This is a genomic window from Allorhizobium borbori, from assembly GCF_014196535.1.
GTDB lineage: Bacteria > Pseudomonadota > Alphaproteobacteria > Rhizobiales > Rhizobiaceae > Ectorhizobium > Ectorhizobium borbori.
The window spans coordinates 54,279-77,792 of the sequence record NZ_JACIDU010000014.1; the positions used below are offsets into that span (position 1 = coordinate 54,279).

The window sequence follows — 23,514 nt, forward strand, 5'->3', positions numbered from 1 at the left end:
CTTTCCTGTTCTGCTTTTCCTTGGCGGCTTTACTGCGTGAGCAGCGATGTGCTTTTGGTGGCCTTGGCTGCAATGGCTTCGAAGGCGCTGACGAGGCTCGTCATGTTGGTCGCCTCATAATACGAGGAGGCGTCGGTGGCGCAGAAGCTCAGCAGCGACTTTCCTCTGGCCGGTGCCATGAAGGCGACGGTATAGATGGTGATGCCGTCATTCTTGGCACGGGTACAGATGTCGCGGGTCGCCTGATCGAGTGTGGCGTTCCATGCGTTGCTGTAGCCGGTCATTTCCCCGTCCGTCATCAGCAGAATGAAACGCTTGAACGAGGTGTTGCCGACGCTGCTATGCGCGGTTGCTTCCGTCGTATTCGAGGATTTCAGTGCGTCATAGGTGACCTGCATGGCACCGCTGGAATCCGTTCCACCCTCCGGCTTATCCGGAATGGCCGTGACATAAGCAGATGCAGCGCTTGTCCCCCAGGTAATCGCCTGCGGCGGGTATGTCTCGTGGGTGTAGGCGACGGCGCCGACGCGAACGAGATTTTTTGATGGGTCCATCTTGTCAAATGCCTTGAAAAGGCTGTCGGCAGCCTTCTTCAGCGCCTTCACCTTGCGCATGCGGCAACCACCAACGCCGGTATCCTTGTTCGGCCAGCTCGTGCTCGTATAGTTGTCACACGAGGCGCTGTCAGGATCAGTTTCATCGGTCAGAAATGACATAGAGCCCGAACGATCGAGAGCCAGATACATGGACAGGCCGACCGTGTTCGAGCGTGACGACTGCGAACTGCTATTGACCTTGACCGTCATGGTGTCGCCGGCAAACAGCCGCGTCATCGGCGTCAGCGGCATGTTGAAACTTGTCGTCACCACGGCGTTATAGATCGTAGCCTTCGGGCTTGGAACCTTGCTGACGGTGACCTCAGTATTGTCTGCCAGTTGATCCGAAAGCGATGAACTGCCGCTCGCGGCCAGCGACTGGCTCAACTGGGTGACGATAAGCTGCTTGGCTTCTGCTTCGGCCTGAGCCTTCGTGTAGGTCTTGGTCGTGCTGATCATTGCCGAAGACGCGGCCAGCGCAGCGGCATCCGCGCTCGATTGCAGGTCGGATTTCAGGTCAAGAGCCGAGATCAGATCGACCGACACGCCCACGGTGAAAATCGCCGCCGGCAGGATCAAGGCAGTCATGATGGCAAAGTTACCACGTCTGTCGCTCCAGAAGCGGCACTTGCGGTCGTCTCTTTTGCTTGCGGTCTTCATCGCTTTTCTGCCGATCTCGTGAAGTCGTCCGGTTGTCTCGGGTAAATTAGAAGAAAAAGATAGGCTATGGCTTAACAGGCTTGGTTGCATTTTAGTGAAGCCTGCCAATTTTAGGGTTTTTCGCCCTGTCCCGAACTGAAAAACGCAGTATTTGCGGCTTTTCCGGCAAAGCGTGCCAAACCGCGACAGGTGCGGGAACACCCCCGTTCGCCTTCATTACGGAAATATAATGTGCGGTCGTCCGGCTTGTGGCTTTGTCGCGCCGCCGGTTCGGCCTATAGGTCGTTTATGTTGATCCGCGCCCTTCTCCGCCCCTTCGAAAACTGGATTTCACCTTTCGCAGACAGGGCGGACCATCGGCCGCCGGCCACGGTCTGGGGCTTCGTCTGGTTTTACGTGCGGCAGGCCAAGGGCATGACCGCCGCGCTGATCGTTCTTGGCGGGCTGACGGCGCTGATCGAGGCGGGACTGTTCTATTTCACCGGGCGTCTGGTCGATATTCTCGATGTCACGGCCCGCGAGGGCGGCTGGAGCCGGCTTCTTGCCGATCACGGCTGGGAACTGGCCCTGATGCTTTCCGTTGTCGTGTTCTGGCGCTTCGCGATCGTTCTGCTGAACGCGCTGACGGACGAGCAGGTCATGGCGCCCGGTTTCGCTTTCCTCGCGCGCTGGCAAGCCTACCGCCACGTCTCCCGGCAATCGCTGTCCTTCTTTCAGAACGATCTGTCCGGGCGGATCGTGACCCGCATCGCACAGGGCACCCAGGCGGTTTACGATCTCGTGTCGACGCTGATCCAGAACATCTGGTTCGTGGCGATCTATCTGATGTCCACGCTCGTGCTGATGGTGGGGCTCGACTGGCGGTTGGCCATCCCGATCCTGTTGTGGGTGGTCGGATTCGGTTTCATTGCCTGCTATTTCGTGCCCCGCATCCGCGTCCGGGCGCGGGAATATGCCGACACCGCCTCGATGCTCAACGGGCGCATCACCGATTCCTTCGCCAATATCCAGACACTCAAGCTTTTCTCCAGCGAGAAGGACAGCGACGCCTATGTGCTGGACGGGTTCGAGCGCAGCCGCAGGGCCGCCCTGGCCTTTTCCCGGCTGATCGTCGGTGCAAGATCCACGATGACCCTTCTGGCCGGCGTGATGATCGCGATACTGGCGATTCTTGCCATCGACCTATGGATGAAGGGGCAGGTGACGACCGGCGGTATCGCCTTTTCGCTGGGGCTTATGCTGCGGTTCAACATGCTGCTGGGGCGCACCATGGGCCAGATCAACGGTCTGATGCGCAATATCGGCACCATCCAGAACGCGGCCGAGATGATCGCCGAACCCATCGGCCTGACCGACAGGCCGGATGCCAGGGCGCTGGTGGTGAAAGGCCCCGAGATTCGCTTTGAAAACGTTACCTTCGGCTATACGCGGGACCGGTCCGTCATCGACGGCTTCGATCTGGTGGTCCGGCCGGGCGAGAAAGTCGGGATCGTCGGACGTTCCGGCTCGGGCAAGTCGACACTCGTCAATCTTCTGCTGCGCTTCTACGACGTCAATGGCGGACGCATCCTGATCGACGGGCAGGATATTGCCGCCGTGACGCAGCAATCCTTGCGCTCGGCCATCGGCATGGTCACGCAGGATACGTCGCTGCTTCATCGTACGATCCGCGAGAACATCCTGATCGGTCGCCCCGGCGCCAGCGACAAGGATCTGGCCGCAGCCTTGCAGCGGGCCGAAGCCGACGGTTTCGTGGGGCAGCTTGAGGACCACCGGGGTCGCAAGGGGCTCGAAGCGCAGGTGGGGGAACGCGGGGTGAAGCTTTCCGGTGGCCAGCGCCAGCGTATCGCCATCGCCCGTGTCATGCTGAAGGATGCACCCATTCTGGTGCTGGATGAGGCAACATCGGCGCTCGATTCCGAGGTGGAGGCGGCGATCCAGTCCAACCTCGATCGGCTGATGCGGGGCAAGACGGTTCTCGCCATCGCGCACCGGCTTTCGACCATCGCGGCGCTCGACAGGCTGGTGGTGATCGACGCGGGCCGCATCGTGGAGCAGGGCACACATGCCGAACTCATTGCCGCCGGCGGGCTCTATTCCGAGCTTTGGGCACGGCAATCGGGCGGCTTCATCGGCTCGCGCGATATGCCGGTCGCTTAGTCGAGGATGAGATCGGCCATCAGGCCATAATGGTTCGAGCCATGCGAATCGCCAATGCGGTTCAGTGATGTCAGCCGCATCGGTGCGCGGGCATAGATGTGGTCGATGGCGATGCCCATCGGGCCGAGCCTGATGGGCCAGGTCGATGGCTCAAGGGGCGCGCGACGCAACCCTGTGTTGTTCAGAAACCACATCATGTCCGGCGCCATGCTGGAGGCGTTGAAATCGCCCGCCAGAACCAGCGGTCCCTCGATGCGGCCGAGCTTTCGCCAGAGGCGCCAGAGTTCGGCGGTGTGGAAGTGGTCGAAGTAGGGCTTGCTCAGGTGGGACGCCACGACATTCACTTTTTTGCCGTCGATCTCCACTGCCACCTGCATGTAGCGTTCGGCGCGCAGCTCGCTCAGCGTGCCGATGCTCTTTTCCACGAAGGGATGTCGGGAAATGACCATGAGGTCGCAGGTCGCCGTTCCCTCGCCACAGCCGAGCCGATAGGGATAGGTGGCCTCAAGCGACTTCAACTGGCTTTGCAGCGGCTCAGCCTCGAGAATCACGACGACATCGGCACCAGAACGGGTGATCTCGTCGCGGATTGCCGGGCCGCCGGTGAAGTTGTCGCCAAGAATATTGAAGCTCATGATCCGCAGGCTCGTCTTGCCGGTGCCTTGCGAGGCGGTTGCGAGATCGCTCAGTGCGTAGAGCCTCGCCGGAATGTGCACGGCCATGGCCAGCGCAACCAGCAGCAGCACAACCGCCGGCAGATTACGCCGGAAGAGAAGGCTGGAGCCGGCAAGTGCAGCAGCAAGCAGGGCCATGTGGGTCTGCGCGCTGTAGAACGGTGAAAAATATGATAGGACATGGACGTAGCGGGTTGCCAGCACGCCGATGAGGACTGCGGCAAGTGTGCATGAAATGCAGGAAAAGGAATGTCGCATTCAATATTTCCTGCCGGGGTCCGTGACTGTCGTTTGCGTTTAACATGCCGTGCGACAATTGTGCAATGCACAGGCTGGCGCACAGAGTCTTCCGAGCTCTCGAGGTTGAAAATGTTATTTGCTTGATCATTGTCAAATACACTTGATGCAGTGCAATTAAATTATGCTTGATGCCGGGGATAAAAGGATTTCCCCCGCGACATAGTGCCCTTGTGGGGGCGTTCGATATGGACATAATATTGTATCGAGCCTAGAAGGCGCGTTGATTGGAATGCGTCCAATTCCCTCCGGGCGGGGAGACGAAACCCGGAAGGATGCGGTGGAATTCGGTACTTTCGCAGAGGGATTTTGAACCGTGAGCGAACACGAGGGTAATAGCGTGACTGCGGGTGGGACGACCCGCCGCGATTTTCTTTATCTGACGACCGGCGCGCTTGGCGCCGTCGGTGCGGTGGGCGTGGCCTGGCCGTTTGTGAACCAGATGCGCCCGGACGCATCGACGCTGGCACTCGCCTCGGTTGAGGTCGATGTGTCGAGCCTCGAACCGGGCATGTCCCTGACGGTGAAGTGGCGCGGAAAGCCCGTCTTCATCCGCAACCGCACGCCAGAGGAAATCGAGGCTTCGAAGACCGTCCCGGTTTCCGAACTGAAAGACCCGATCGCGCGCAACGCCAATCTCGATGCCGCTGCCGAAGCCACCGATACTGCCCGTTCGGCAGGCGAGGGCAAGGAAAACTGGCTCGTCATGGTCGGTGTCTGCACCCACCTCGGCTGCATTCCGCTCGGCACGTCCGGCGAATACAACGGTTGGTTCTGTCCCTGCCATGGCTCGGTTTACGACACCTCGGGTCGTATCCGTAAGGGCCCGGCGCCGGAAAACATGCACATTCCGGTCTTCGCATTCACGTCCGACACCGTCATCAAGGTCGGCTAAGAAGCTTTCGGGGGATAAATTACATGAGTGGTCATTCCAGCTACCAGCCGACGACCGGCCTTGGCAAATGGGTCGACGCGCGCCTTCCGCTGCCGCGTCTCGTTTACGACAGCTTCGTCGCCTATCCGGTTCCGCGGAACCTGAACTATTCCTACACCTTCGGCGCCATGCTGTCGGTCATGCTGATCATCCAGATCCTGACCGGCGTCGTGCTTGCCATGCACTATTCCGCCGAAACGACGGTTGCCTTCAACTCCGTTGAAAAGATCATGCGCGACGTCAACCACGGCTGGCTGCTGCGTTACATGCACGCCAACGGCGCATCGTTCTTCTTCATCGCCGTTTATCTGCACATCGCCCGCGGTCTTTACTATGGCTCCTACAAGGCGCCCCGCGAAATCCTCTGGATTCTCGGCGTGGTCATCTACCTGCTGATGATGGCGACCGGTTTCATGGGCTATGTTCTGCCCTGGGGCCAGATGTCCTTCTGGGGCGCGACCGTCATCACCGGCTTCTTCACCGCCTTCCCCTATGTCGGCGAGTGGATCCAGCAGCTTCTGCTTGGCGGCTTCGCCGTGGACAATCCCACGCTCAACCGCTTCTTCTCGCTGCACTATCTGCTGCCCTTCATGATCGCCGGCGTCGTCATCCTGCACGTCTGGGCGCTGCATGTGACCGGCCAGACCAACCCGACCGGCGTTGAAGTCAAGTCGAAGACCGATACCGTGCCCTTCACGCCCTATGCGACGCTGAAGGATGCCGTGGGCGTCTCGATCTTCCTCATCGCCTATGTCTGGTTCGTCTTCTACATGCCGAACTATCTCGGCCATCCGGACAACTACATCGAAGCCAACCCGCTGAAGACCCCGGCCCACATCGTTCCGGAATGGTACTACCTGCCGTTCTACGCCATGCTGCGCGCCATCACCTTCAACGTCGGCCCGATCGACTCCAAGCTCGGTGGCGTTCTGGTCATGTTCGGTGCGATCATCGTCCTGTTCTTCCTGCCCTGGCTCGACACGTCCAAGGTTCGCTCTGCCGTCTACCGCCCGGTCTACAAGGTCCTGTTCTGGGTGTTCGTCGTCAATGCGATCTTCCTCGGCTGGCTCGGCTCGCGCCCGGCTGACGGTACCGGCCTCTTCGGCCTGTTCACCGGCAACATCTGGGGCAACTATGTCGGCCTCTCGCAGCTCGGCACGCTCTATTACTTCGGCTTCTTCCTCGTCATCATGCCGATCCTCGGCAAGTTCGAGAAGCCGCGCCGGATCCCGAATTCCATCACGGAAGCGGTTCTGGCCAAGAGCGGCAAGCTGCCGACCGACGTTCAGGCCTGAGACAGCGGCAAAAAGGAATTGAAACGATGAAAAAGCTTGTTGCAAGCATCGCTCTGATCGCCGCCGTTGCGGGTTTCAGCGCGGGTTCCGCCGCTGCCGCCGAAGGCCATGGTCTGGCGGCCGATGTGGAACACGCCGTCGCCGGCGGTCACTTCCCGGTCTACAAGCCGGTGCCGCAGAAGTGGAGCTTCGCCGGCCCGTTCGGCAAGTATGACAAGGCACAGCTTCAGCGCGGCCTGCAGGTCTACAAGGAAGTGTGCTCGGCCTGCCATTCCATGAAGCTTGTGCCCTTCCGCATGCTGGGCGAACTCGGCTACACGGAAGAACAGGTCAAGGCCTTCGCGGCCCAGTACACGGTGACGGATGGCCCGAATGGCGATGGCGAAATGTATGAACGTCCCGCCGTTCCCTCCGACCACTTCCCGTCGCCGTTCCCGAACACGGCTGCGGCCGCCGCCGCTAACAACGGCGCGGCTCCGCCGGACATGTCGCTGCTTGCCAAGGCGCGCGGCGTGGAACGCGGCTTCCCGACCTTCATCTTCGATATCTTCACGCAGTATCAGGAAGGCGGTCCGGATTACATCTACAACCTGTTGACCGGGTATGTGGAAGCGCCGGAAAGCTTTACGGTCCCGGAAGGCGCCTATTTCAACCCGCACTTTGCCGGCGCCGCGACGCTCGCCATGGCGCCGCCGATCTCCGATGAAGCGGTGGAATACACCGACGGCACCAAGCCGACGCTGGATAACTACGCCCGCGACGTTTCCGCCTTCCTGATGTGGGCCGCCGAGCCGCATCTGGAGCAGCGCAAGCAGACCGGCTTCATGGTGATGATGTTCCTCGTCATCTTCTCCGGCTTCCTCTACCTGACGAAGCGCGCGGTCTATTCGAACAAGGAACACTGAGCGTTCGAACGCTTGGCGTATTCATGCAGAAGGCGGCTTTCGGGCCGCCTTCTTTCGTTTCGGACAGGGGGAACGATCAGGCGTATTCGATGACGCTGCTTTCGAAACGCAGTACCGGCTCGCCCTTCTGGTTCACACCTTCGGCAAGGCCGGTATTGATGATGAGGCCGGGGCGCGATTGCGATGCACGGCTTGTCAGCGGCGTCTGCGAATAGGTGACGGTGTCGCCTGCAAAGACGGGTTTCAGCCATTTCAGATCGTTGAAGCCGGGTGAGGGGCCCATGCGTGGCGGGGCGATACCTTCGGCTGCGAAGCGTCTTGCTTCCGCCTTGTGGAAGGCGACCATCATCTTCATCCACCCGGCGCAGGTGTGCCAGCCGGAGGCGCAGAGGCCGCCGAACATCGTATCGCGCGCCTTTTCCGCATCCATGTGGAAGGGCTGCGGATCGAATTGCGATGCGAACCGGACGATGTCTTCGGGAGTGAACAGGAGATCACCCAGAACGATGCGCTGGCCGATGGGATATAGCTCGATCATGCGCATCAGGCGGCCCCCCGGCTTTCGTCCCGCATCCGGAAGATGACCGAGAATTCGGACAGACAGACCAACTCGCCTGACTGGTTTTCGATTTCATTGCGGAAGCGGACGATGCCGAGACCGGGCCGGGACTTGAGTGGCCGGCTCTCCTGCACGATTGAGTGCCCGGACAGCGTGTCGCCGGCCATGACGGGTCGCTTCCATGCGAGATGATCGATCCCGGGCGAACCCTGCGAGGTCGAGTGTCCGATGTAGCTTTCGAACATCATGCGCATCACCGCCGCATTGGTGTGCCAGCCGGAAGCGGCCAGCCCTCCCAGCAGGCTCGCCTTCCCGGCTTCTTCATCGAGGTGCATCGGCTGCGCATCGAACTCTTCCGCAAAGGCAATAACCGCCTCGCGGGGCATTGCCATGGGGCCGAGCGGGAAGCGCCGCCCAACCGTAAAATCCTCGAATGAAAGGACAAAGTCCTCCATATCGTTCCTCCCTGTTTCTCCATTGGTGAATTGACACCGGAATGGCGAACGCGGTCAAGTTGCCCGGGCAATTGTCAGGGGGAAGACTTGATCACACCGGTGCCAGCGTTTACCCATGACGCCTGTTCTGCTCAAGGAGATGGCTGCGTGAACGAGGTGAAAACCGTATTGGATCGTGCCACTGCCGATGGTGTCATCACGGTGGAGCAGGCCGGCAGGCTCGTTTCCTATTTTGCGCCCGCAGCGGCATCGCCGGATGAAGTGCCGGATACGGAAACGCCGCGCTTCATCCGCGGCTTTCACGATGTCCTCATCACGATCGGCGTGGCGATCGCACTGACCGGCATAACCGGTATCGCCTCCGTTTTCGCGACGTCGCCCGCTATCGTCATTCTTGCCGAAATCCTCGTTCGCCACCAGCGGCTGGCGCTGCCCGCCGTTGCGTTGACCATCGCCACAGTGGTGGCAACGATCATGCTGACGGTGACGCTGATGGACGGGCCTTTCCTGGACAACATCGCCCCGGCTCCACGCGCGCTGGTGACGCTTGCGCCGCTGGCCGTGACGCTTGGTCTGTTTGCCTGGCGCTATCGCGTGCCGATGGCACTGGCCGGCCTGTTTCTGACCCTGGCCACCATGGTGCTGGCTGCGGTCTTCTGGGGGCTCGGGGCTGCGTTCGGGACGGACGATATTTTCGACGACAGGCACGGGTTGGCGGTGGCCATCTTCTTCGTCGCGGCCCTGCTGCTGTTTGCGCTGGCGATGCGCTATGACCTTTCCGACCCGCGCCGCGAGACCCGGCGATCGGATATTGCCTTCTGGCTCCATCTGGTGACGGCGCCGGCGCTCCTTTCGGCCACGCTGTCGCTGTTTCTGCGTGGCGATAGCGTGATGCCCTTCTTCGTTTCGTCGCAAACCCTGTGGCAGGCGGCGGGTATCATCATTTCCGTCGTGTTCCTGCTGATGGCCATCGGGGTCATCATAGACCGTCGCGCCTTCGTCACCTCCGGTCTTGTCTCGCTGATTGCCGCACTGGTCGCGCTGCTGCGGCACGGGCAGTTGCAGGCCGATAACACCATCTTTCTGGCGCTCCTGCTCGTCGGTCTTCTGGTGCTGACCATCGGGGTCGGCTGGCGGGCGCTGCGCCGAAGGGTGATCGGTCTTCTGCCCCCGTCGGTCAGTGTCGCTCTGCCGCCGGTCGTTTGAGAGGGAGGGGGGCATGACCGACTGGACCGCAAGCGTTTCCTTCATCCACGGGTTGGACCCGAAGGCCCGTGCGCTGCTGGATGCCCTGAAACCCGTGCGCGTACCGGCCAAGACGGTGCTGTTTCGCCCGGGCGATACCGCGGCGCAGTTCCTTATCGTTCTGAAGGGACGGGTTTCCGTGCATCTGACCGGGCGGACGGGGCGAGAGCTTCTGCTCTACACCGTCGCACCGGGGGAAACCTGTGTGCAGACCACGCTCGGTGTGCTGGGAGGCGCGCCCTATACCGGCGAGGCCATTACCGATACCGATCTCGTCGCGGTGATGATCCCGCCCGCGCAGTTTTCCACACTGGTGCGTGAATCGGATGCATTCCGGGCCTTTGTCTTCAAGGCCTTTGCCGACCGGCTGGCGGATGTGACCTTCCTTCTGGAGTGTGTCGCCTTTCTCAAGGTGGAGGAGCGGCTGGCCATGGCGCTTCTTTCCCGCGCGGATGCGCGGGGTGTGGTGTCCACCACCCATCAGGAACTTGCGACCGTCATCGGTTCGGCCCGCGAGGTTGTTTCACGCCGGCTGGATACGCTGGCGGTGCGCGGGCTGATTGCGGTCGATCGGGGCCACATCAGCATTATCGACCGGGCCGGTCTCGCCCGGTTGGCGGACGCCGCCTGAATCGCGCCCACCGTGACTATGTCACAGACAGGATGGGGGCAGGGAGCGTAGATTAAGTCATTCTTAACCCGCACCCATAGGTGATGTCATGTTTTCCCGGAATGTCGGCGGCATTGACCGCGTCTTGCGTATTCTCGTCGGTATCGTTCTTCTGGCGATGTTCTTCCTGTTTCCGGATGCTTCCTGGCGTTACTGGACGCTGATCGGCATCGTACCGCTGGCGACCGGCCTGTTGTCGACGTGCCCGCTCTATTCCATTCTTGGCCTGAACACCTGCCCGGTGAAGAAGGTTTGATCGGGCATAAGCGGGCCTTGACCGATGATCGGATGAGCGCTGACCATGAGTGAAGCTGTATCCACTGGTGGAGCGCGGGCTGAAAAGCTCGCGCATCTGCCATTTCCGCTGTTTGCCGTGCCGATGGGCTTTGGCGGCCTTGGGCTGGGCTGGCGTGAGGCAAGCCGGGTCTTGGGCGCGCCGGTTGTGATTGGCGAGGCCCTGCTGGCGGCAGCCGCGATCATCTGGGTTCTCGTGGCCGTTCTGCATGCGATGCGGGCGCTGCGCCACCCCGCGGCTCTGGCTGGCGACCTGACACATCCCGTTCGCTCGGCTTTTGCCGGAGCCATCTCGATCGGCCTGATGCTTGGTGGCTGGCGGCGCCATTCCCTATGCGCCGGATCTGGCGGCGTCGATCTGGAGCATCGCGGTCGTGCTGCATCTCGGTGTTGGCGTCTGGCTGTTTCGCAGCCTGCTGAACGCACCGCGCGAAGCGGCGGCGCTTACCCCGCCGCTTCTTATTCCGCTGGTGGGCAATGTCGTTGCGCCCATCTTTGGTGCCCGGCTTGGCTTTACAGGCCTTTCGTGGATGCTGTTCGGCATTGGCATCGTGCTGTGGGTGAGTGTTCAGCCGCTTCTGCTTGGTCGCATCTTCAGCGGTCCGCCGTTGCCGGAGCGGCTGCGTCCGACGCTGGTGATCTTCCTCGCTCCGCCGGCGGTCTCCAGTGTGGCGCTGGCGCAGTTGACGGGCAGTTTCGGGCCGGTATCGCTGGCGCTCTTCGGCTATGCCACCTTTCTGGTTCTGGTCTATCTCGTCATGATCCGGGATTTCCTCCGCGTGCCCTTCGCCATGTCGTGGTGGGGACTGACCTTCCCGACGGCGACCTTCACCGTTGCCGCGCTTCTGGCCGCCGAAAGCTATTCCGCCGACTGGCAGGCGCCTGCCCTGTGGTTCGTGCTTGCTGCCGCCTCGGCCATTCTGGCGGTTGTCACAGCGCGGACGCTGAAAGCCCTGTTCGACGGGCATCTGCTCCAGCCGGAATGATGACAAGCCGACCGACGCAAACGAAAACGCCGCCCGATGGGCGGCGTTTCTGAGTCGGAGCGGGTGGACGATCAGGTGTTGAAGCGGAAGTGGATGACGTCGCCGTCATGCACCACGTATTCCTTGCCTTCGTCGCGGGCCTTGCCGGCTTCCTTGGCAGGTACTTCACCGCCCAGACCGACAAAATCCTCATAGGCGATGGTGTTTGCGCGGATGAAGCCGCGTTCGAAATCCGTGTGGATGACGCCAGCGGCCTGCGGGGCCTTCGTGCCGCGCACGATGGTCCAGGCGCGGCATTCTTTCGGGCCGACCGTGAAATAGGTGATGAGGTCGAGCAGGTGATAGCCGGCGCGGATCAGGCGGTCGAGACCGGCTTCGCTCAGGCCAAGCGCATCGAGGAAGTCCTTGGCCTCGTCTTCCGGAAGCTGGGCCACTTCCGATTCGATGGCTGCGGAGATCACAACGAACTCTGCACCCTGTTCGGCGGCCATCTTGGCGACCGCCTCGGTGTAGTTGTTGCCCGTTGCCGCGTCGGCCTCTGCCACGTTGCCGACATAGAGAACCGGATGCGAGGTCAGGAGGTTGAGGCTCTTGAGGGTCGGCACGTCTTCCGGCGGCAGGGTCTTGAGCAGAAGGCGAGCCGGCTTGCCTTCGTTCAGAAGACCGATGACGGCTTCCATGACCGGGAGCTGCGCCAGCGCTTCCTTGTCCTTGCCGGTGGCGCGCTTGCGGGTCTGTTCGACGCGGCGTTCCAGGCTTTCGAGGTCGGCGAGCATCAGTTCGGTTTCGATGGTTTCGGCATCGCCCACCGGGTCGATGCGGCCTTCGACGTGGGTGATGTCGCTGTCTTCGAAGCAGCGCAGCACATGCACGATGGCATCGACTTCGCGGATATTGGCGAGGAACTTGTTGCCGAGGCCTTCACCCTTCGATGCGCCGCGCACGAGGCCGGCAATATCGACGAAGGAGATGCGCGTCGGGATGATTTCCTTGGAGCCCGCGATATCCGCGAGCTTCTTCATGCGCGGATCGGGAACCGCTACTTCGCCGGTGTTCGGCTCGATGGTGCAGAACGGATAGTTGGCGGCCTGAGCCGCCGCCGTCTTCGTCAGCGCGTTGAAGAGGGTGGACTTGCCGACATTCGGCAGTCCGACGATACCGCATTTGAAGCCCATGGTCAGGGTCCTGTCCGTTTAAGAATTCCGTTGGGAAGCCTTTTGCGGAAAGGGTCGGGCAAGGTCAAGAGGGCCGGCGCGTTTGATGCCCCTTCCGCTCACTTCTCCTTGTTGGCGAACATCTTCTTCAGCATTTCGGCCATCGGACTGGTTTCCGGCAGTTTCACCTGCGCGCCGCCGCGGGCCTGATGGATGTGGGACTTCGCCGCCGGCTTTTTCTCCGGCTTTGGCTTCTCCTCTTCGGCGGTCCCGCCGAGCGCCAGCGCGATCTTGTTCAGGAACTGCGAATCCTCGCCCTTGACCAGCATGTCGGCATTGCGGCCGATCTCGTCCAGCAGCGTGTCCAGCCAATCGGCATCCACCTTGGCGAAGTTGCCGAGAACGTGCCCGTGCACGGCCTCCTTCGAACCGGGATGGCCGATGCCGAGCCGCAGGCGGCGGTAGTCCCGGCCGCAATGGGCGTCCATGGATTTCAGGCCGTTATGGCCGCCATGGCCGCCGCCCACCTTGATGCGGGCCTTGCCGGCAGGCAGGTCGAGTTCATCATGGATGACGAGAATATCCTTCGGCTCCAGCTTGTAGAAGCGCATGGCCTCGCCGACCGCCTCGCCGGAGAGGTTCATGAAGGTCTGCGGCTTCATCAGGAGCACCTTCTCAAAACCGATCGTGCCCTCGGAAATCTCCGACTTGAACTTCTTCGACCATGGGGCAAAGCTGCTGGCGCGGTGGATGGCATCGACGGCCATGAAGCCGATATTGTGGCGGTTTCCGGCATATTGGTTGCCGGGATTGCCGAGGCCGGCGATGATCAGCATGGGAGCGTCCTTCAAGGCGAAATGGGCCTTTGCTTTCAGCGCCGAAGGGCCTTGTCTGTCAAGACATCACGGCGAAGTTTTCGTGTCGCCCATGAGAAGGCGGCGCACCGTACCGGTTTCGTGCAGATGCTTCAGATTGGCGTTCATGGTTTCGATGAGACTGTCGGGAACGCTCGGATTGCAGGCGATGCCGAGCTGTTCCTCGGTCAGTTGCACGACCTTTTCCAGTTTCTCGCCGCGTGCAGTGAGAACCTCCATTGCCTCTTCCGTCATTGGCATCAGGTCGATACGGTGGTTGGCGAGCTTGCGAAGGGACAGGTTGATGTCGGAGGTCGGATCGATGCGTGGAAAGCCGAGCCGCATCAACGTGCGGTGGCGATTGTCATTCAGTTGCGTGCCCACAATGTAGCGCTTGGCCTCATCCAGCGTGGTGGCCTTGACGCCGGAACCGGCGGCGGCGACGAGGTAGCTCTTGACCACGAGGAGCGGTATGACCCACTTGAAGAGATCCTGTCGCTCCGGCGTGCGAGCGGTCGCGAAGACGCACCGCATCGGTTCCTTCTGCGCCAGCACCAACGCCCGCGCCCAGGGCATGACCTCGATGCGATAATCCTGTCCTGTATCCTTCATGATCAGGTCGATCACGGCGATACCCCCGCCCGTGATCTTGTTGCCCTCAACGACGACAAAGGGCGGGTAGGGCTCGGTTGCCAGCGTCAGCATCTCAGCCCGAAGGAGTGAACCCGGAAGCAGGAAGGTTAGGATCAACAGCAGCCTGCGCATGTCAGGTTCCTTCGGGTTGCGGGCTTTCCGCCCTTGGTGGCGTGGATGCGGCGGGGCCGCCTCTGGTCAGTCTCGTCTGTTCGCCCTGTCCGCCGGGCGGGTTATCCGGCCACGACATCCGGCGCCACCGCCGGGGTGGCAAAGCGCTCCAGCAGGGTTTCGAACGGCATGGGCCGGGCGAAATGATAGCCCTGACCGAAGTTTACGCCCGCTTCCGCCAGCGTGCGGGCCTGCGCCTCGGTTTCGACCCCCTCGGCAATGACCTGGCAATCCATCTTGTGGGAAATCATTGTAATGCCCTCGATCAGCAGGCGGCTCTTGAAGGCGACGGATGGCGAGGGGTCCGCGCTGGCACTGACGAAGGAACGGTCGATCTTGACGATGTTGACCGGGAAGCGGTTGAGATAGTTGAGCGAGGAATAGCCGGTGCCGAAATCGTCGAGCGCGATGCGACATCCGAACCGGGCGATCTCTTCCAGCGTCGCACGGATCTGCGGGTTGTCCTCCATCAGCACGGCTTCGGTGATTTCCACAACGAGACGGTGCGGTTGCAGGCCGTGATGGGAAATGACCGCCGCGATGCGCGCACTCAGCCCGGGATCGAACTGGAGCGCGGAAAAATTGACCGCGACATAGGCATGTTCCAGCGAAGGAAAGGTCGAAAGCCGGGCAAGCTGCGCCACGGCCTTATCGAGGACGACGGCACCGATCCGCCCGATCATGCCCGTCTCTTCGGCAACGGGAATGACCGCGGCAGGCGAGATGAGGCCCTTTTGCGGGTGACGCAGCCGTAGCAGGGCTTCGAAGCCCTGAATGCTCCCGGTCGCCAGATCGTGAATGGGCTGGAAGTGAACCTCGAACCAGTCGTGCTTCAGAGCCTGTTCGATATGCGATTCGATTTCCGAACGATGGATCGTGTCATCCAGCATGGACGGATCGAATATATGGGCGCCATTGCGGCCCGCACGCTTGCGCGTATACATCGCCATATCCGACTTGCGCAGGAGTTCGGCTGCATTGCCCGCCTGTTGCGGATAGAGCGCCAGTCCGATGGAGGCGCTGAGGCGCACCTCCTGCCCATCGGCGAGGAACGGGCTCTCGAAGAGCGCGACGATGCGGGTGGCCAAGGCTCGGCCGAGCGCTCCCGCCTGTTGGCCGCCGGCGAGAACGGCGAATTCATCGCCGCCAAGCCGTCCAGCCACTTCGCCGGCGGGCAGGATGGAATGCAGGCGCTGGACGAACTGCCGCAGCACGGCATCACCGACCGCATGGCCCAGACGGTCATTGACGCCCTTGAAACGGTCGAGGTCGATGAAAAGACAGGAAAGTTCCGTCTCGGTCGAATCTGCTGCGGAAATACTGTTTTCCAGGGCCATTTCGAAACCCTGACGGTTCAGGAGCCCGGTCAGGTGATCGGTGATGGCCTGCCGGCGGTTGCGCTGCTCCGACTGACGCAGCTCGGTCACATCCGTCATGACGCTGAGCGAGGCGGCGGGGCGCTGACCCGTGGCTGGCAGCAGGGTACCGGCAATCAGCACATCCATGAGGCGGTCATCGGCGCAAATGAAGCGGACCGTGATATCCCGCTGTTCCCCGTCCAGGGCATTCTGGCTGAAGCGTTCGGCGTAAAGCGCGCGGTCGTCTTCATGCAACAGCGCGCTGAAAGGGCGGCCGATGACCGCAGCGCGCTCGAAGCCGGTGGCGAGCAGCCAGTAGTCGCTGACCGTCGTGATGCGCTCTTGCGGATCGGTGGAGAACAGCATGGCGGGTGTGCGGTTATAAATCTCGGTCGTATGCTCGTGGGCCCATTTCAGCTCCTGCTCCTCACGCTCGAGCTGGGCCTGCATCTCGTTGAAGCTCTGGGCAAGCCGCCCGATCTCGTCGTTGGAACTCCAGTCGACCTGATGGTGCGAGCCGTTCAGGCGCGTGGCATCAATGGCCTCCGTCAGCTTCAAAAGCGGCTTGACAACCATAAGGCGATTTCCGATCACCGCCGCGCATGTCACCAGAAAGATAGTCACCAGAAAAATGCCGGAGAGAATGGCGGTGAACGTGTCGAAGGCGGAAAACAGGCCGACGGGTTCGAAGAAGATTTCCACCCAGCCGACGTGGCGTTGACCGTTCAGGCTTTTGTAATGAATGGGGCGCGAGATGCTGGCAAGCTCAGCGGCATTCACGATGCCCGGCCGGTTCTTGGTGAGGTCGAACAGGCCGGAAGTGTCGCGCACATTGACCCGCCGCACAACCGGATCGGATATCAGTGTTGCGACTACCCGCTCGATCGACTCGATGTCGAAATCCCAGAGCGGTTTGGCAAGGGCCTCGCTGTTGCTGGTAATCAGGACGGCGAGGTGCTGGGTCTGACTTTTGGCAAATTGTTCTGAAGAGAGAACCAGAAAGAGAGTGAAAAGCGGAGCGACGACAAGCAGCAAGGCGCCGCTGATGATGAGGAGAAATCGCCGTTCAACCGAGCGTGTCATGGGGACAGCAGCCCCACTTCCGTCCATCGATCGTCTTCGTGCCGCACTCTGTGCCCGGCGGGAAGATTGCACGAAACCAAAGAAAGCCCTCCGGGATCTGCCTCTGCTGTCACCAGCAATCTGCCATTTTGTCATCAAGAACGGTGGCGAGAGCGCCATCGTTCACGGGCTCATGCCCATAGACCTGCACAATACGTTCGGCGCACCATGTATTGCGCAACATAAAGTTGTTCTAAAATCATTATTCAATCAATGAGATTGGCGAAGCAACAATGTCATACATAATGTATGATAAAAGATTTGACGGGCGCAAGTATCCGTGGGTTGTGGTCCTGCCATTCCCGAATACACAAAAAAAGCGCTCCGCCTTTCGACGGAGCGCCTTTTATTCTTGTCTGATCTGGGCCGATTATTCTTCGGCAGAAGCTTCCATGCCGCCAGCCGGAGCAACGATCGTGGCGATGGTGAAATCGCGATCGGAGATGACCGGGGAAGCGTTGGCCGGCAGCTTCACATGGGAGATGTGAACGGCGTCGCCAACCTTGAAGCCGGACAGGTCGACCGTGATGGCTTCCGGGATGTCGTTGGCCGGAACGTTGAGTTCGACTTCGTGACGAACGACGTTCAGGACGGCGCCGGTCTTGATCGCGGACTTCTCTTCGTTGATGAAGTGAACCGGAACTTCGACGGTGACGAGGCTGTCTGCGGAAACGCGCAGGAAGTCGACATGCATCGTGAAATCGCGAACCGGATCGAGCTGGTAGTCCTTCGGGAGGACGCGGATCGTTTCGCCGTTCACTTCGATTTCAGCGACGGTGGTCATGAAGCCGCCGGCGTGAATGCGCTTGGTGACTTCATTGGTCGAGAGCGCGATGGCAATCGGGGCCTGCTTGTCGCCGTAGATGACGGCGGGAATAAAACCGTTGCGGCGGAGTTCACGGGAGGACCCCTTACCAACCCGTTCGCGCGCTTCGGCCTTGAGCGTGTAGGATGCGTGGCTCATGGCTTTGTCCTTTATAAAGTTATGGAGAGCCCAGCCGGCAAATTCAGAGGGCGCCGGAAGGACCGGGGCGCTTGTGCGTCCCATCCGCGTTGCCTCCAAGGGTGTCTGCGCGGACGGGGGCGCTATAGACCAATCCCCATGTGAACGCAAGGAAAAGCAGGGCTTTTCGCGGCATTTCCGGTGTGAGGGCAGGGGTGTGCCATTTTGATTTGTCCAGAATCAATTCAGTTCCGGTAAAAAGTGGCTTCGTGAACCAATTTTTCGGAAGAGCGCGCATCCTTGTTTCAAATGTGCTACACTCTTATCATCGTGCCGACCAAAGGCCTACTTGTATCAGTCGGCCGCAGTTGAAAGATATGCCGGTGCGTCCATATTTCTTCGGAAGCTTTGGGAGGAGCGGATGTTGAATGATTCAGCCCATGCGGATCGGGTCTATGCAACGGCCCGACAAAACTCGGCAGCAGCCAGCTCGCCGATCGTCGCCTCGTGGCGGCGCTGCATGACCATGCACAATCTTGCCCCGGAAGTGGCGCGTGATCCCATTCGTCTGTCGGGTGGTGAGTTCGCTGCTGCGCGTGAGCGCAGCATGGCGCTCGTTTCAGAAGCTCAGGACGAGCTGGATCGCCTGTTTCTAACCGTTGGCAAGTCGGGTTGCTGCCTCGTGCTGACGGATGAGACCGGCGCCATTCTCGAGCAGCGCAACATGGCCGGCGACGAGCGGGATTTTCATCGTGTCGGCCTCGGGCAGGGCGCGGTGTGGAGCGAGGCCAGCGTTGGCACCAACGGCATCGGAACCGCGCTTGCCGACGAGCGGTCAGTGATGATCTTTCGCGACCAGCATTTCCTTTCCGCCAATGCGCGGCTTTCCTGCGCAACGGCGCCGGTGCGCGATCATCGCGGCCAGATTGCCGCGGCCATCGACATTTCCACCTGCCGGGACGACGTCAACGAAATGACGCTGTCGATTCTTGCGCAGGCAGTGAAGGACTCGGCCATCCGCATTGAAACAAACCTCTTCCGACGCGCTTTCGCTGGCAGCCGTTTCGTGCTGGTGCCCACGGCGTCCGGTTCGTCCGCAGCCATTCTGGCTGTGGACCGCGACGACCTCATTCTGGGCGCGACGCGGGCGGCGCGGCTGGCGCTGAAACTGGACGATGCCCGCATCGCTCAGGGGGTGCCGGCCTCGGATGTGCTGGCGGAAAATCGCGGCGAGTCGGGGGCGGATCTGCTGGAGGCGGAACGGGCGGCCCTCAGGCGCGTTCTGTCCAGAACGAACGGCAATGTCTCGCAAGCCGCCGTTCTGCTCGGGATCAGCCGGGCCACGTTGCATCGGAAGATGAAGCGTCTTTCGATGCACTGAAATACAGGAAATCATTCTTATTCGTGCCCTTGCGTGCACGAGCGATGACCCGACCGGCCTTTGCCGCAGTCGGGCGTCATCGTTTGATTAAAACGATTAGGTCGCGAAATTTCTGGGGATGCGGCCTGCTTTTGAAAAAGGCATCGCCTGTCTCACATCTGCGACAACTTTACGCAGAAGCCGAAAATAAGGACTTTCTTCCTGAACGGTTTCGCGGCAACCTTGTCGTCATCAGGAGCTTAATGACTGGTTTTTCATCAGGGAGGATGAAATCATGTTGCATCAGAAAATCGTGGAATCGCCGTTCAAGCTGAAGTACGGCAACTATATCGGCGGCGAATGGCGCGAGCCGGTGAACGGCCGCTATTTCGAAAACACCACGCCGGTGACCGGCGGCGTGCTCTGCGAAGTGGCCCGTTCCGACGAGAAGGATATCGAGCTTGCACTCGATGCCGCCCACGCCGCCAAGGACAAGTGGGGCACCACCTCGGCTGCCGAGCGCTCCAACATCCTCATGAAGATCGCCCAGGTGATGGAGGATAACCTCGAACTCATCGCCCGCGCCGAAACCTGGGATAACGGCAAGCCGATCCGCGAAACCATGGCAGCCGACATTCCGCTCGCCATCGACCATTTCCGCTACTTCGCCTCGTGCATTCGTGCACAGGAAGGCTCCATCGGCGAAATCGACCACGACACCGTGGCCTATCACTTCCATGAGCCGCTCGGCGTTGTCGGCCAGATCATTCCGTGGAACTTCCCGATCCTCATGGCCGCGTGGAAGGTTGCTCCGGCTCTGGCCGCCGGCAACTGCGTGGTGCTGAAGCCCGCTGAACAGACCCCGGCGTCGATCCTCGTTCTCATGGAACTCGTCGGCCATCTTCTGCCGCCGGGCGTGCTGAACGTCGTCAACGGTTTCGGCCTGGAAGCCGGCAAGCCGCTGGCCACCAGCCAGCGCATCGCCAAGATCGCGTTTACCGGTGAAACCTCCACCGGTCGTCTGATCATGCAGTATGCCAGCCAGAACCTCATTCCGGTCACGCTGGAACTGGGCGGCAAGTCGCCGAACATCTTCTTCGCCGACGTGATGGCCGAAGACGACGCGTTCCTCGACAAGGCGCTCGAAGGCTTTGCGATGTTCGCGCTGAACCAGGGCGAAGTCTGCACCTGCCCCAGCCGCGCTCTCGTTCAGGAATCGATCTACGACCGCTTCATGGAACGCGCCGTCAAGCGTGTCGAAGCCATCAAGCAGGGCAACCCGCTCGATCCGTCCACGATGATCGGTGCGCAGGCTTCCAACGAACAGCTCGAAAAGATCCTTGCCTATCTCGACATCGGTCGTCAGGAAGGCGCAAAGGTTCTCGCCGGCGGTTCGCGCAATACGCTCGAAGGTGATCTGGCCAACGGTTTCTACGTGAAGCCCACCATCTTCGCCGGCCACAACAAGATGCGCATCTTCCAGGAAGAAATCTTCGGGCCGGTGGTTTCGGTCACGACCTTCAAAGATGAAAAGGAAGCGCTCGAGATCGCCAACGACACGCTGTACGGTCTCGGCGCCGGCGTGTGGACCCGCGATGGCAGCCGCGCCTACCGCTTCGGTCGCAACATCCAGGCCGGCCGCGTGTGGACGAACTGCTACCATGCCTATCCGGCCCACGCTGCCTTCGGCGGCTACAAGCAGTCGGGTATCGGTCGCGAAACGCACAAGATGATGCTGGACCACTACCAGCAGACCAAGAACATGCTTGTGAGCTACAGCCCGAACGCGCTCGGCTTCTTCTGATCTCCTCCCGAAAAGGAGGCTGCCCCCATGCGGGGCAGCCCGGACGATCGCAACTTCCTCTTCCCTCGGGCGTTATGGCGTCCGAGGGTTTTTCAGTCTGGAGGCCAAGGTGATGGAAGAGACGGTGAACGGTGAGCCGCGCGTGCTCGCGACTGATGCGGCAATCGCGTTTCTGCGCGAAATCCGGCGGGATCATCCGAATGTATTATTCCACCAGTCCGGCGGTTGTTGTGACGGTTCATCCCCCATGCTTTACCCCGCCAGCGACTATATCGTGGGCGACGGGGATGTGAAGCTGGGCGAGGTGGATCGTGTGCCGGTCTATATCAGCCGCAGCCAGTTCGAGGTCTGGAAGCACACGCAGCTTATTCTCGATGTGGTGCCCGGTCGCGGCGGCATGTTCTCGCTCGATAACGGGCGGGAGCGGCGGTTCCTGACCCGCTCGAAGATCTTTGGCGGCGGCGAGGTTGCCTGCGCCATCCCCGGTATCGCATCCTGAGCGACGAATAATAAAAAGGCCTGGATAACCAAGTGGTTATCCGGGCCTTTTGCTGTTCAGATTCTGATTCAACCGGTCAGTTGAACAGGCTCGAAACCGACTGTTCCTGGGCCGTGCGGTTGATCGCTTCGCCGAGCAGAACCGCGGTCGAGACGACGCGGATGTTCGGCGCCGAGAGAACGGCGGTCGTCGGCTGGATACTGTCGGTGATGACCAGTTCCTTCAGCATGGACGAGGAGATGCGGGCCACCGCGCCACCCGACAGAACGCCGTGGGTGATGTAGGCGGTCACGCTGGTCGCGCCATGCTTCAGAAGTGCTTCGGCGGCGTTGCAGAGCGTGCCGCCGGAATCGACGATATCATCGATCATGATGCAATCCTTGCCGCGCACGTCGCCGATGACGTTCATCACTTCGGATTCACCAGGACGGTCACGGCGCTTGTCGACGATGGCAAGCAGACAGTCGAGGCGCTTGGCCAATGAACGGGCGCGCACCACGCCGCCGACATCCGGCGAAACGACCATGAGGTTCTTCAGGTCGTAATGTTCCTTCACGTCGCGCGAGAGAATCGGCACGGCATAGAGGTTGTCTGTGGGGATATCGAAGAAGCCCTGGATCTGGCCGGCGTGCAGGTCGAGCGTCAGAACGCGGTCGGCGCCGGCTTCGGTGATCAGGTTGGCGACGAGCTTTGCCGAAATCGGCGTGCGGGGGCCGGGCTTTCGGTCCTGACGGGCATAGCCGAAATAGGGGAGGACCGCCGTAATGCGCTTCGCCGAGGAGCGGCGGAACGCGTCGATCATGATGAGAAGTTCCATCAGATGATCGTTCGTGGGGAACGAGGTGGACTGAATGACGAAAACGTCCTCACCACGGACGTTTTCCTGGATTTCAACGAAAATCTCCTGATCCGCGAAGCGCTTCACGACCGCTTTGCCGAGAGGAACGTTGAGATAATTGCAGATCGACTCGGCGAGGTGCCGATTGGAGTTGCCTGCGAAAACCTTCATTGGGGTCCGCCTGTTGTCATGCTGGATGGGCCGCTTTTTACCGGTCCAGCCTGTGATTGCAAGGGGATTCCCAGCTTTTTCGCGTTTTTCCGGCGACTTCGTTAAAGTCGCGGTCATAAGTGTTTCACCCTTGATGCGTGGAGAGCCATTGCGTGTAGGCGGAAATGGTTTTCACGCCGATGGTTTCCATCGTTTGTGCCGGCACGGCGGCCCAGGGGTCCGATCCGCTGCCGGGCACGCTTTCCTGCCCCTGAATGCGGTGTAGGCGCGCGCCGCTGGCGTCAAGAATATCCCAGACATAGACGACATTGATCTTGCCGCCATCGGCAAAAGCCGAGAGATAGCCCTTCAGTGCATGGGTGGCGGCGGTGTCGCTGGTGCTCTTGATGGTGAGGCCGCTGGAGCGGGCGGCAGCGCCCAGTTGCCGCGAGAGCGGCGTCACCGCCTGAACCGGTGCGCCGATGATCGGCAGGAAGCGGATGGTGCCACTGGCGGTGGCACTTGACTGAGGCGCGGCGGCCATCTGGCCGGAGGGCGGCTGTGCTGCCGGCGCCCCGTGTGAACCGGCGCCGTCACCGTCGAGGGGTGCTGAGGCCACGGGCGATACGGAGGCACCGCTCTGCAGGGCCTGTGCCTGCGCTTCCAGTGAGTTCTGCGGCGGTGGCAGGGGCTGCTGATAGGTAACGCCGCCGGTTTCCGGGCGCGGACTATGGGCGAGGCGGTTGGTATCCTCCTGCGTGACCGGTCGGGATGGCGAGGCCGTCGAGCCACCGGTGCCGATGTCTTCGCGCGGGATGAGAGCGTCGTTCGTGTTGCATCCGGCCAGAAGCAAGGGTGCAGCCAAAAGAGCCGCTCTGAGATATTTCACCGCGCCAGT

General features: G+C 61.0%; 22 protein-coding genes and 1 pseudogene. 12 read left to right on the plus strand and 11 right to left on the minus strand.

The annotated features are described in order from the left end of the window. Window positions 1–29: 29 nt before the first annotated feature. A complete protein-coding gene (locus GGQ66_RS16355; RefSeq protein ID WP_306414079.1) occupies window positions 30–1,346 on the minus strand; it encodes a vWA domain-containing protein in 1,317 nt (438 codons plus the stop codon). Between the two features lie 198 nt (window positions 1,347–1,544). Between GGQ66_RS16355 and GGQ66_RS16360 the strand changes: the two genes are divergently transcribed. Then, a complete protein-coding gene (locus tag GGQ66_RS16360; RefSeq protein WP_183793879.1) occupies window positions 1,545–3,416 on the plus strand; it encodes an ABC transporter ATP-binding protein in 1,872 nt (623 codons plus the stop codon). Here the strand turns inward: GGQ66_RS16360 and GGQ66_RS16365 are convergent. Then, on the minus strand, window positions 3,413–4,348 hold the full coding sequence (locus GGQ66_RS16365; RefSeq protein ID WP_183793810.1) for an endonuclease/exonuclease/phosphatase family protein: 936 nt from the start codon (window positions 4,346–4,348) through the stop codon (window positions 3,413–3,415). The genes GGQ66_RS16360 and GGQ66_RS16365 overlap by 4 nt on opposite strands. Before the next feature lie 355 nt (window positions 4,349–4,703). Here GGQ66_RS16365 and petA point away from each other — a divergent pair, with 355 nt between their 5' ends. Genes petA through GGQ66_RS16380 form a run of 3 tightly spaced genes read left to right on the plus strand, consistent with a single transcriptional unit; the run spans window position 4,704 to window position 7,521 of the window. Further along, window positions 4,704–5,282 carry a ubiquinol-cytochrome c reductase iron-sulfur subunit gene (petA, locus tag GGQ66_RS16370; RefSeq protein WP_183793811.1) on the plus strand — a complete coding sequence of 193 codons (579 nt, stop codon included), beginning with the start codon at window positions 4,704–4,706 and terminating at the stop codon, window positions 5,280–5,282. A gap of 23 nt (window positions 5,283–5,305) precedes the next feature. Then, the gene (locus GGQ66_RS16375) at window positions 5,306–6,616 is read left to right on the plus strand and encodes a cytochrome b (protein ID WP_183793812.1); all 1,311 of its coding nucleotides are present in this window, start codon (window positions 5,306–5,308) and stop codon (window positions 6,614–6,616) included. A 26-nt stretch (window positions 6,617–6,642) separates the two neighbouring features. Then, entirely contained in the window at window positions 6,643–7,521 is an 879-nt protein-coding gene (locus GGQ66_RS16380; RefSeq protein WP_183793813.1) for a cytochrome c1, read from the plus strand. A gap of 76 nt (window positions 7,522–7,597) precedes the next feature. Here GGQ66_RS16380 and GGQ66_RS16385 read toward each other — a convergent pair whose 3' ends face one another. Beyond that, window positions 7,598–8,068 (minus strand): MaoC family dehydratase, encoded by a 471-nt coding sequence (locus tag GGQ66_RS16385; protein WP_183793880.1) that lies wholly within the window; start codon window positions 8,066–8,068, stop codon window positions 7,598–7,600. Beyond that, the gene (locus tag GGQ66_RS16390) at window positions 8,065–8,535 is read right to left on the minus strand and encodes a MaoC family dehydratase (RefSeq protein ID WP_183793814.1); all 471 of its coding nucleotides are present in this window, start codon (window positions 8,533–8,535) and stop codon (window positions 8,065–8,067) included. The genes GGQ66_RS16385 and GGQ66_RS16390 overlap by 4 nt, the downstream gene beginning before the upstream one ends. 147 nt (window positions 8,536–8,682) lie before the next feature. Between GGQ66_RS16390 and GGQ66_RS16395 the strand changes: the two genes are divergently transcribed. The 5 genes and pseudogenes from GGQ66_RS16395 (at window position 8,683) to GGQ66_RS16415 (ending at window position 11,730) form a co-directional block, all read left to right on the plus strand. Further along, window positions 8,683–9,741 (plus strand): hypothetical protein, encoded by a 1,059-nt coding sequence (locus GGQ66_RS16395; protein WP_183793815.1) that lies wholly within the window; start codon window positions 8,683–8,685, stop codon window positions 9,739–9,741. A 13-nt stretch (window positions 9,742–9,754) separates the two neighbouring features. Continuing rightward, window positions 9,755–10,411, plus strand: a complete 657-nt coding sequence (locus tag GGQ66_RS16400; protein WP_183793816.1) for a Crp/Fnr family transcriptional regulator — start codon at window positions 9,755–9,757, stop codon at window positions 10,409–10,411. 88 nt (window positions 10,412–10,499) lie between these two features. Next, window positions 10,500–10,706: a YgaP family membrane protein gene (locus GGQ66_RS16405; protein ID WP_183793817.1), complete on the plus strand. Its 207-nt coding sequence runs from the start codon at window positions 10,500–10,502 to the stop codon at window positions 10,704–10,706. A 123-nt stretch (window positions 10,707–10,829) separates the two neighbouring features. Further along, window positions 10,830–10,994: pseudogene (locus GGQ66_RS23390) on the plus strand (dicarboxylate transporter/tellurite-resistance protein TehA); the annotation flags it as partial. Between the two features lie 61 nt (window positions 10,995–11,055). Further along, window positions 11,056–11,730: an SLAC1 family transporter gene (locus GGQ66_RS16415; RefSeq protein ID WP_370686369.1), complete on the plus strand. Its 675-nt coding sequence runs from the start codon at window positions 11,056–11,058 to the stop codon at window positions 11,728–11,730. Window positions 11,731–11,801: 71 nt separating this feature from the next. Here the strand turns inward: GGQ66_RS16415 and ychF are convergent, their stop codons facing one another. The 5 genes from ychF to GGQ66_RS16440 form a co-directional block, all read right to left on the minus strand. Then, window positions 11,802–12,905 carry a redox-regulated ATPase YchF gene (ychF, locus tag GGQ66_RS16420; protein WP_183793819.1) on the minus strand — a complete coding sequence of 368 codons (1,104 nt, stop codon included), beginning with the start codon at window positions 12,903–12,905 and terminating at the stop codon, window positions 11,802–11,804. Between the two features lie 98 nt (window positions 12,906–13,003). After that, entirely contained in the window at window positions 13,004–13,720 is a 717-nt protein-coding gene (pth, locus tag GGQ66_RS16425) for an aminoacyl-tRNA hydrolase (protein ID WP_183793820.1), read from the minus strand. Window positions 13,721–13,786: 66 nt separating this feature from the next. Continuing rightward, window positions 13,787–14,503 carry a substrate-binding periplasmic protein gene (locus tag GGQ66_RS16430; RefSeq protein WP_183793821.1) on the minus strand — a complete coding sequence of 239 codons (717 nt, stop codon included), beginning with the start codon at window positions 14,501–14,503 and terminating at the stop codon, window positions 13,787–13,789. 101 nt (window positions 14,504–14,604) lie between these two features. Beyond that, the gene (locus GGQ66_RS16435; RefSeq protein ID WP_183793822.1) at window positions 14,605–16,983 is read right to left on the minus strand and encodes a putative bifunctional diguanylate cyclase/phosphodiesterase; all 2,379 of its coding nucleotides are present in this window, start codon (window positions 16,981–16,983) and stop codon (window positions 14,605–14,607) included. Between the two features lie 409 nt (window positions 16,984–17,392). Beyond that, window positions 17,393–17,986 (minus strand): 50S ribosomal protein L25/general stress protein Ctc, encoded by a 594-nt coding sequence (locus GGQ66_RS16440; RefSeq protein ID WP_183793823.1) that lies wholly within the window; start codon window positions 17,984–17,986, stop codon window positions 17,393–17,395. Between the two features lie 400 nt (window positions 17,987–18,386). Between GGQ66_RS16440 and GGQ66_RS16445 the strand changes: the two genes are divergently transcribed. The 3 genes from GGQ66_RS16445 (at window position 18,387) to GGQ66_RS16455 (ending at window position 21,628) form a co-directional block, all read left to right on the plus strand. Next, window positions 18,387–19,346: a helix-turn-helix domain-containing protein gene (locus GGQ66_RS16445; protein WP_183793824.1), complete on the plus strand. Its 960-nt coding sequence runs from the start codon at window positions 18,387–18,389 to the stop codon at window positions 19,344–19,346. A 274-nt stretch (window positions 19,347–19,620) separates the two neighbouring features. Then, window positions 19,621–21,129, plus strand: coding sequence for an aldehyde dehydrogenase (gene adh / locus GGQ66_RS16450; RefSeq protein WP_183793825.1), 1,509 nt, complete (start codon window positions 19,621–19,623; stop codon window positions 21,127–21,129). A 112-nt stretch (window positions 21,130–21,241) separates the two neighbouring features. Beyond that, a complete protein-coding gene (locus tag GGQ66_RS16455; RefSeq protein WP_183793881.1) occupies window positions 21,242–21,628 on the plus strand; it encodes a DUF779 domain-containing protein in 387 nt (128 codons plus the stop codon). Between the two features lie 76 nt (window positions 21,629–21,704). Here GGQ66_RS16455 and GGQ66_RS16460 read toward each other — a convergent pair whose 3' ends face one another. Both GGQ66_RS16460 and GGQ66_RS16465 read right to left on the minus strand, forming a co-directional pair. Then, window positions 21,705–22,637, minus strand: a complete 933-nt coding sequence (locus GGQ66_RS16460; RefSeq protein WP_183793826.1) for a ribose-phosphate pyrophosphokinase — start codon at window positions 22,635–22,637, stop codon at window positions 21,705–21,707. Between the two features lie 124 nt (window positions 22,638–22,761). Continuing rightward, window positions 22,762–23,505, minus strand: coding sequence for a hypothetical protein (locus GGQ66_RS16465; protein ID WP_183793827.1), 744 nt, complete (start codon window positions 23,503–23,505; stop codon window positions 22,762–22,764). Window positions 23,506–23,514: the final 9 nt, after the last annotated feature.

What these genes read in the sequence shown, in the direction of transcription:
- GGQ66_RS16355 (WP_306414079.1), bottom strand. Translation starts at nt 1,346, where the DNA reads ATGCAACCAAGCCTGTTAAGCCATAGCCTATCTTTTTCTTCTAATTTA.
- GGQ66_RS16360 (WP_183793879.1), top strand. Translation starts at nt 1,545, where the DNA reads ATGTTGATCCGCGCCCTTCTCCGCCCCTTCGAAAACTGGATTTCACCT.
- GGQ66_RS16365 (WP_183793810.1), bottom strand. Translation starts at nt 4,348, where the DNA reads ATGCGACATTCCTTTTCCTGCATTTCATGCACACTTGCCGCAGTCCTC.
- GGQ66_RS16375 (WP_183793812.1), top strand. Translation starts at nt 5,306, where the DNA reads ATGAGTGGTCATTCCAGCTACCAGCCGACGACCGGCCTTGGCAAATGG.
- GGQ66_RS16380 (WP_183793813.1), top strand. Translation starts at nt 6,643, where the DNA reads ATGAAAAAGCTTGTTGCAAGCATCGCTCTGATCGCCGCCGTTGCGGGT.
- GGQ66_RS16390 (WP_183793814.1), bottom strand. Translation starts at nt 8,535, where the DNA reads ATGGAGGACTTTGTCCTTTCATTCGAGGATTTTACGGTTGGGCGGCGC.
- GGQ66_RS16400 (WP_183793816.1), top strand. Translation starts at nt 9,755, where the DNA reads ATGACCGACTGGACCGCAAGCGTTTCCTTCATCCACGGGTTGGACCCG.
- GGQ66_RS16405 (WP_183793817.1), top strand. Translation starts at nt 10,500, where the DNA reads ATGTTTTCCCGGAATGTCGGCGGCATTGACCGCGTCTTGCGTATTCTC.
- ychF (WP_183793819.1), bottom strand. Translation starts at nt 12,905, where the DNA reads ATGGGCTTCAAATGCGGTATCGTCGGACTGCCGAATGTCGGCAAGTCC.
- pth (WP_183793820.1), bottom strand. Translation starts at nt 13,720, where the DNA reads ATGCTGATCATCGCCGGCCTCGGCAATCCCGGCAACCAATATGCCGGA.
- GGQ66_RS16430 (WP_183793821.1), bottom strand. Translation starts at nt 14,503, where the DNA reads ATGCGCAGGCTGCTGTTGATCCTAACCTTCCTGCTTCCGGGTTCACTC.
- GGQ66_RS16435 (WP_183793822.1), bottom strand. Translation starts at nt 16,983, where the DNA reads ATGACACGCTCGGTTGAACGGCGATTTCTCCTCATCATCAGCGGCGCC.
- GGQ66_RS16440 (WP_183793823.1), bottom strand. Translation starts at nt 17,986, where the DNA reads ATGAGCCACGCATCCTACACGCTCAAGGCCGAAGCGCGCGAACGGGTT.
- GGQ66_RS16445 (WP_183793824.1), top strand. Translation starts at nt 18,387, where the DNA reads ATGTTGAATGATTCAGCCCATGCGGATCGGGTCTATGCAACGGCCCGA.
- adh (WP_183793825.1), top strand. Translation starts at nt 19,621, where the DNA reads ATGTTGCATCAGAAAATCGTGGAATCGCCGTTCAAGCTGAAGTACGGC.
- GGQ66_RS16455 (WP_183793881.1), top strand. Translation starts at nt 21,242, where the DNA reads ATGGAAGAGACGGTGAACGGTGAGCCGCGCGTGCTCGCGACTGATGCG.
- GGQ66_RS16460 (WP_183793826.1), bottom strand. Translation starts at nt 22,637, where the DNA reads ATGAAGGTTTTCGCAGGCAACTCCAATCGGCACCTCGCCGAGTCGATC.